The organism is Pseudomonas edaphica, from assembly GCF_005863185.1.
Taxonomy (GTDB): domain Bacteria; phylum Pseudomonadota; class Gammaproteobacteria; order Pseudomonadales; family Pseudomonadaceae; genus Aquipseudomonas; species Aquipseudomonas edaphica.
In genome coordinates this window covers 1-6,932 of record NZ_VBVZ01000329.1, presented here as the reverse complement: position 1 = coordinate 6,932, position 6,932 = coordinate 1, and the positions used below count along the sequence as shown (strand labels likewise).

At 59.8% G+C, this 6,932-nt stretch carries 6 protein-coding genes; 4 read left to right on the top strand and 2 right to left on the bottom strand.

From position 1 onward, the window contains the following. Positions 1–170 precede the first annotated feature (170 nt). The gene (locus FEM54_RS20300) at positions 171–1,409 is read right to left on the bottom strand and encodes an MFS transporter (protein ID WP_138452674.1); all 1,239 of its coding nucleotides are present in this window, start codon (positions 1,407–1,409) and stop codon (positions 171–173) included. A 154-nt stretch (positions 1,410–1,563) separates the two neighbouring features. On the opposite strand from FEM54_RS20300, the gene FEM54_RS20295 reads away from it, so the two are divergent. Next, complete coding sequence (locus FEM54_RS20295; protein ID WP_138452670.1) at positions 1,564–2,376, top strand: class I SAM-dependent methyltransferase; 813 nt, start codon at positions 1,564–1,566, stop codon at positions 2,374–2,376. Positions 2,377–2,517: 141 nt separating this feature from the next. Here FEM54_RS20295 and FEM54_RS20290 read toward each other — a convergent pair whose 3' ends face one another. Next, positions 2,518–2,904, bottom strand: coding sequence for a TIGR03067 domain-containing protein (locus FEM54_RS20290; RefSeq protein WP_017138810.1), 387 nt, complete (start codon positions 2,902–2,904; stop codon positions 2,518–2,520). A gap of 363 nt (positions 2,905–3,267) precedes the next feature. On the opposite strand from FEM54_RS20290, the gene lpxO reads away from it, so the two are divergent. The 3 genes from lpxO to FEM54_RS20275 all read left to right on the top strand — a co-directional run. Then, positions 3,268–4,167, top strand: a complete 900-nt coding sequence (gene lpxO, locus FEM54_RS20285; protein ID WP_017138809.1) for a lipid A hydroxylase LpxO — start codon at positions 3,268–3,270, stop codon at positions 4,165–4,167. Between the two features lie 332 nt (positions 4,168–4,499). Continuing rightward, on the top strand, positions 4,500–6,494 hold the full coding sequence (locus tag FEM54_RS34940) for an aminotransferase class I/II-fold pyridoxal phosphate-dependent enzyme (RefSeq protein WP_138452667.1): 1,995 nt from the start codon (positions 4,500–4,502) through the stop codon (positions 6,492–6,494). Positions 6,495–6,518: 24 nt separating this feature from the next. Next, positions 6,519–6,932, top strand: a 414-nt coding sequence (locus FEM54_RS20275) for a transporter substrate-binding domain-containing protein (RefSeq protein WP_240792774.1), incomplete at its 3' end; no start/stop codon positions are given.

Sequence of the window (6,932 nt, the reverse complement as noted above, 5' to 3'; positions counted from 1 at the left end):
GCATGGTGATGTTAGCTGTGGAGATCAATTACTTTACCTATCAATGAGTTGCGAGCGTGGCGGCAGGAGCCTTCAGGCATGCGTCAACAGCGACATCAAGGCGCGAAACCCGGTCGCTGAGCAGAAAATTTTGGCTGTGTGTTGGAATTTGGCGCGCATTGTCGCATATGTCAGGCGACAGTTGTATGGCAGGCGAACGATGGTTTCTCCAAGGTCTCCGGCATCGCCAGCCATAACAGCGCCAAGGCCACGGCCGCCACGCCTGCCAGGGTCAGGAATGCCGCGTTGTAGCCGGCCTGTTGCACCACGAAACCGGCCAGGCTGCTACTCAACGCCGCACCCAGGCCAAACACCGTGGACAGCGCGCCAAGGCTCACATTAAAACGCCCGGTGCCCTGGGTCAGGTCCTTGACGATCACCGGGAACAGCGCGCCAAAGATCCCCGCGCCGATGCCGTCGAGCATCTGTACCGCCACCAGCCAGTACGGATCACTGGACAAGGTGTAGAGCACGCCGCGCAGTGGCAGGATCAGGAAACCTGCGAGCAGCAGCGGTTTGCGACCCCACACATCGGCCCTGAACCCCACCAGCCAGGCCATCGGCACCATCACCAACTGCGCGGCGACGATGCACGCCGAGGTCAGCGGCGTAGCCATTTGCAAGTTGATCTGCGCAAGCTTCTGGCTGACCAACGGCAGCATCGCCGCATTGGCCAAGTGGAAGAGGGCGCAGCAGATGGCGAATACCAGCAGCGGCCGGTTGGCCAGCAGGACTTTCACACCGGACGGTTGTTCGTGATCGCTGTGATGGGCCGGGTCAAAGCCCCTGGCGACTTCATGGTCAATCGCCTTGGCCGACACACAGCTCACGGCCACGATACTGGCCAGCGCCATAAAGGCCATCAAGTAAAACACCACCACCGGGCCGTACAGGTACGCCAGGCCGCCGGCCAGCAGCGCTGCCACAGCATTGCCGGCGTGGTTGAAGGTTTCGTTGCGCCCCGTTCGGCGGGTGAAGGCGCGTGGCCCGGTAATTCCGAGGGAAATGGCCGATATGGCCGGTGCAAACACCGAGGCGGCCACGGCACTGGCGGCCTGGGTCAAGGCCACCCAACTGAAGGCGCTGACAAATGGCAGCATCAGGCAACTGATGGTCACCAGGATGGCAGCCGCCGCAATCACCGCGCGCTTGCTGCGTGTGCGGTCGATCAGCGCGCCCGCCGGGCCTTGGGTGACCAGTGCGGCGATGCCCGCCAGGGTCATGACCACGCCGATGCTGGCCGGGTCCCATTTGTGCACGGCCAGCAGGTAAATCGCCAGGTAAGGCCCGAGGCCGTCGCGCACATCGGCCAGGAAAAAATTGAGGCTGTCCAGGGACAAGGTATTACGCAAGTCAGAGTGATTGGCCACGGCGTTGTCTTCGCAAAGGGTGTTCAGGGGCTGGACACTCATTGGGCTAGTGACCCGTGGGCCTGAACAGAAGTTTCGCTGCCGCTGAGGGTTTCATCTGACGGGCGTTTGGATTATTTTCCGTAGCCCGCTGAAATGACTCCCTGGAGACGCAATGGACATGCCCTCAGCCCAACAGGCAATCGCCGATAATAAGGCCGCCTGGGACGCCTCTGCCGCGCTGCACAAAGATACTGCGACCTGGAACACCTTGCTGCAATCAGTCGTTGAGCCGGCTTTTTCCTGCCTCGACCCCACCATCACCGCGTTGTTGCAAACTGTCGGCGTTGCCGGCAAGTCGGTGGTGCAAGTCGGCTGTAACAACGGGCGTGAAAGCCTGTCGCTGTTTGGCCTGGGCGCGCGTGAGGTGGTGGGTGTCGATCAATCGACAGCCTTTCTGGCGCAAGCTCGGGAGTTGGCTGATATTTCCCCGCATAACCCGCAATTCATCGAAGCCGATATCCATCACCTGCCTGAGCGTTTGCTTGGCCGGTTCGATATTGCCTTGGTGACGATTGGCGTACTCGGCTGGATGCCGGATGTGGCGCTGTTCATGCAGCACGTGGCCAGTACCCTCAAGCCCGGCGGCACCATGGTGATCTACGAGACTCACCCTTTCCTGGAGGTCTTCGACCCTCAGGCCAGCAACCCGTTTTTGCCCGACAGCTCGTATTTTCAACGCGATCCGTTCGTGTTGCAGGCGTCAATTGTGTATGAAGGGCTGACAGAGGTGCCTGGGCCGACGTCCTACTGGTACGTGCATACCCTGGGCAGCGTCGTCACCGCGGCGATTGCGGCGCACTTGCAGATCGAGCATCTGCAGGAGTATCCGCACTCCAACCGCGAGGAGCTGTATGACCAGTACGAGCACCGGTCGGCCCAATTGCCGTTGTGTTTCACCCTGACGGCCATCAAGCGCGCTGTTTGAGCGGGTTTTTCGCGCACAAAAAAAGGCCCGCGAGAGAAGAGGCGGGCCAAGTGATTCACTGGAGTAGGTGGCCTTACGCTAAAGGCCAGGAAGTAAACACCGTGTGAAAAGCATGTCGGCGTTTCGGATGGCATGCGGTTTTCAGGTGCGGCGCACGAAGGCGCGCATGGTTTGCCCTGGCCCGGTGCTGAAGACCGTTGGGCGGGGCATGCCTTCATCCGCTGCGATAAACACAAAATTATCGCCTTCGAGGCGATAACTGGCGGGTAACGCTTTGCCGGCGTCATCGCCCATGGAATCTACCCAGGTAATACGTTTGGGCGTGGTGCTGCTGTCCAGGGAAAACCGGCCAGCCAGCAATACGTTGCCAGCGACGGTTCGGACTTCGAACTGATCACCCTCAATCGTGGTAATGGCGCCTGGCGCGCTGTGTGCGTCCGCAGGGTTGAGTACGCCGCTGTCTTCCAGGGAAGTCTGCTCCCAGGCGCCCTGAAGCGCGGTGAAGTCCGGGTCTGGTTGAAGTTTCATGCAAGTTCCTTTTGCTGGAGATTGATTGGCGCGATGATAACTGAAAGGGGATTGAACCTGGTTGGGTGCCGAGTTTTTTGTGGGTTGCCAGCGCAACCGCCTGCGCTGTAAATAGCCTCACTCTGGGCTTGCATCCAGGCAGGCGCACGTGAGACCTACGCGTTGCGTAGACAGCTTTTCACAATTCTTAGTTAACCTTTGGTTACAAACTGTGGCTAAATAAAGGTCTAAGGCGTGGTTTCGGAAGTGACTCGTCCGGCCAGCCGCCACTATGTAATCGTGATTTCAGGTGCTGCTTATTTATCCTCGGCCGTTGTGGGCATGCAGGAGCAGCCTGTTCTCTTCTAACTTGTGACGAATCCCTTGAAACTCATCATTGTTGTTCTCTACGTTGCCTCCATTGCGTATGTTCACCTGCGTGGCAGAGTGCGACACAAGCTGGGTCGCCAGCTTAGCGATCACTCGACGTTCCTTGCGCCGATCAACTGTTTCCTCTACTTGTTTTCCAGGCAGCCAAGCCGTCCGTTTCTGTCGCCCAGCGACTTTCCGGACCTGAGCCCGCTGCAGGAGCACTGGGAGGAAATCCGCCAGGAAGGTCAGAACCTGATGCGCGCGGGCGAGATCAAGCGCTCGGACCAATACAATGACGTGGGTTTCAACTCGTTTTTCAAGTCGGGCTGGAAGCGCTTTTACCTTAAGTGGTACGGCGACAGTCACCCGTCGGCGATGAAGCTGTGCCCGCGTACCACTGAGCTGGTGCAAGGCATTGGCTCGATCAAGGCGGCGATGTTTGCCGAGTTGCCGCCGGGCTCCAAGCTGGTGCGCCACCGTGACCCGTATGCAGGCTCTTATCGTTACCACCTGGGCTTGGACACGCCGAACGATCCGGGTTGCTACATCAATGTGGATGGCGAGAGTTACTACTGGCGGGACGGTGAGCCGGTGATGTTTGACGAGACTTACATTCACTACGCGGAAAACACTACGCAGCAGAACCGCATCATTCTGTTCTGTGACATTGAGCGCCCGATGAAGTACCGCTGGGCGGCGGCGTTTAACCGTTGGTTCAGTCGTAATGTAATGGCGGCTGCGGGTTCGCCTAATGATGAGGGTGACAAGACCGGTGGTTTGAACCGCGCGTTTACGCGGTTGTACAAGATTCGTTTGCGTGGCAAGGAACTGAAAAAGCGTAATCGTGCGCGGTATTACCTGGAAAAATGGGCGATTTTCGCTGGGTTGGCGCTAATTTTTATCCTGATCTGATCTGATCTGATCTGATCTGCCTGCTGCTCCAAGTGTGGGAGCTGGCTCGACAAGCCAGCCCCCACATTTGATCGCGTGTAGCTCTGCTGTTGCCAAGGTGAACCGCCGTCAGGGCGCAACCCTTAGCCGCCGTTACCCCGATAACGGATATGCACTCATCCGCCACACTCAAACTCCCCCGCAAATGTTATTCACGACCTGTTCACTCGATAAACGACACCCCCTCAAACATACCCATTGAACGACTGTTCAGTTTGCACTATGTTGACCGCATCCACCCGTTTGCACACAACCGGGTTCGCGCTTTTTCTTCTTGAACGAGAGGCTCTGGCATGCGGTTTTCCCCCTTCGTCGAACGAATTGCAGGGCAGGGCGTCGCCGCCTGGGACATCCACCACGCCGCGTTCCAGACTGCCAGCCAGGGCGAAGACATCATCATCCTCAGCGTCGGCGACCCCGATTTCGCCACGCCGGCCTTCATCACCGAAGCCGCAGTCAGCGCGTTGCACAGCGGTGACACGCACTACACCGAAATCCCCGGCCGCGCCGCCCTGCGCGAGGCTGTGGCGGCGCGCTACAGCAAGACCCTGGCACGCTCGCTAAACGCCGACAACGTGATCATCGTGCCCGGCGCACAGAATGCGTTGTTCATCAGTTCCCTGTGCCTGCTGCAAGCCGGTGATGAAGTGCTGGTGCTCGACCCGATGTACGTCACCTACGAAGCCACGCTCAAAGCCAGCGGCGCCACCCTGGTGCGCGTACCGTGCTCGCCGGAGTCCGGGTTTCGCCTGGATGCACAACGCCTGGCTGCCGCCATCACCCCGCGCAGCCGTGCCATCTTCTTCTCCAACCCCAATAACCCCACCGGCGTGGTGCTCAACCCGCAGGAACTGCAAGCGATAGCCGACCTGGCCACCGCCCACGACCTGTGGGTGGTGGTGGATGAGGTCTACGAAAGCTTGGTGTTTGACGGCCAATACCACAGCCTCGCCGCGTTACCCGGCATGGCCGAGCGCTGCATCGTGATTGGCAGCCTGTCCAAATCCCACGCCATGACCGGCTGGCGAACCGGCTGGCTGATCGCCTCACCGGAAATGATCAGCCACGCCGAAACCCTGGTGCTGAGCATGCTCTATGGCTTGCCGGGTTTTGTGATGGAAGCCGCCACAGCAGCCGTGCTGGCCCATGATGACGTGACGGTGGGCATGCTCGACATCTACCGGCGCCGCCGTGACTTGGTCGTGGCCGGCCTGAGTGCGTGCCCCGGCATCAAGGTACAAGCGCCGCAAGCCGGGATGTTTGTGCTGGTGGACGTGCGTGGCACGGGCCTGGGGTCGTTGGATTTTGCCTGGCGCCTGTTCCGCGAGGCGGGTGTTTCGGTGCTGGATGCCGCGGCGTTTGGCGAGCCGGCGCAAGGGTTTGTGCGGCTGTCGTTCACCTTGGGCGAAGCACGCCTGGCCGAAGCCTGCCAGCGTATCGCCAGGTTCGTCGCCAAGCTTGCCGGCGAGCCGCGTGTGGCGCCGACGCCTGAGATCGACGTGCTGCCGCCTGTCGAAGCGCGCAAGATGATTGAGGTGATCGACCTGCACAAGCGCTTCGGCAATATCGAAGTGCTCAAAGGCATCTCGCTCACGGCCAACGAAGGTGAGGTGATTTCGCTGATCGGCGCCAGCGGCTCAGGCAAAAGCACCTTGCTGCGCTGCATCAACATGCTTGAAGTGCCCGACCAGGGCAGCATCCATGTCGACGGTGAAAGCATCAAGCTCAACTACGGCATGCCCGGCGCGCCGCTGGTGGCCGATGCCAAGCAATTGGTACGCATCCGCTCGACCCTGGGCATGGTGTTCCAGAACTTCAACCTGTGGCCGCACCGCACCGTCCTCGAAAACCTTATCGAAGCGCCCACCCAGGTGCTGCGCGAAAGCCGTGCCGAGGCCATCGAGCGCGCCGAAGCCTTGCTCGACCGCGTTGGCCTGGCCGCCAAACGCAATGAATTCCCGGCGTTCCTGTCCGGCGGCCAACAGCAGCGTGTGGCGATTGCCCGCGCGTTGGCCATGCGCCCCAAAGTCATGCTGTTCGACGAACCCACCTCAGCCCTCGACCCCGAACTGGTGGGCGAAGTGCTGCGTGTGATCCGCTCCCTGGCCGAAGAAGGCCGCACCATGATCCTGGTCACCCATGAAATGGCCTTCGCCCGGGATGTGTCCTCCAAAGTGGCTTTTCTGCACCAAGGCTTGATCGAAGAAACCGGCACGCCGGACGCGGTGTTCCTCGACCCACGCAGTGAGCGTTGCCGACAGTTCGTCAACGCGCATCAAACTCGCTAACTCCAGAAAAAGACGGGGCAAATCATGAAATGCAAACGCATGGCAACGTGGTTGGGCAGTGCAGTGTTGATGTTGACCGCAGGTTTTACCCTGGCGGCAGAAAAACCCATCGTGTTCGCGGTGGCGGCCGAACCCTATCCGCCGTTCACCGTAAAAGGCGGTAACGGCCAGTGGTCGGGCTTTGAAGTGGACCTGATCCACAAGCTGTGTGAAGGCATGAAAGCCGAATGTCAGATCAAGGAAGTGGCGTGGGACGGCATCATTCCGTCGTTGCTGGCGAAGAAAATCGACGTGATTTTCTCCTCGATGTCGGTCACCGATGAACGTGAAAAACAAATCGCCTTCAGCCGCGCCTATTACGATTCACTGCTGGGCGTGGCAGGCCCCAAAGGCGCTACGGTGGACATCACCCCCGAAGGCATCAAGGGCAAGTTGATC

What these genes read in the sequence shown, in the direction of transcription:
- FEM54_RS20295 (WP_138452670.1), top strand. Translation starts at nt 1,564, where the DNA reads ATGGACATGCCCTCAGCCCAACAGGCAATCGCCGATAATAAGGCCGCC.
- FEM54_RS20290 (WP_017138810.1), bottom strand. Translation starts at nt 2,904, where the DNA reads ATGAAACTTCAACCAGACCCGGACTTCACCGCGCTTCAGGGCGCCTGG.
- FEM54_RS34940 (WP_138452667.1), top strand. Translation starts at nt 4,500, where the DNA reads ATGCGGTTTTCCCCCTTCGTCGAACGAATTGCAGGGCAGGGCGTCGCC.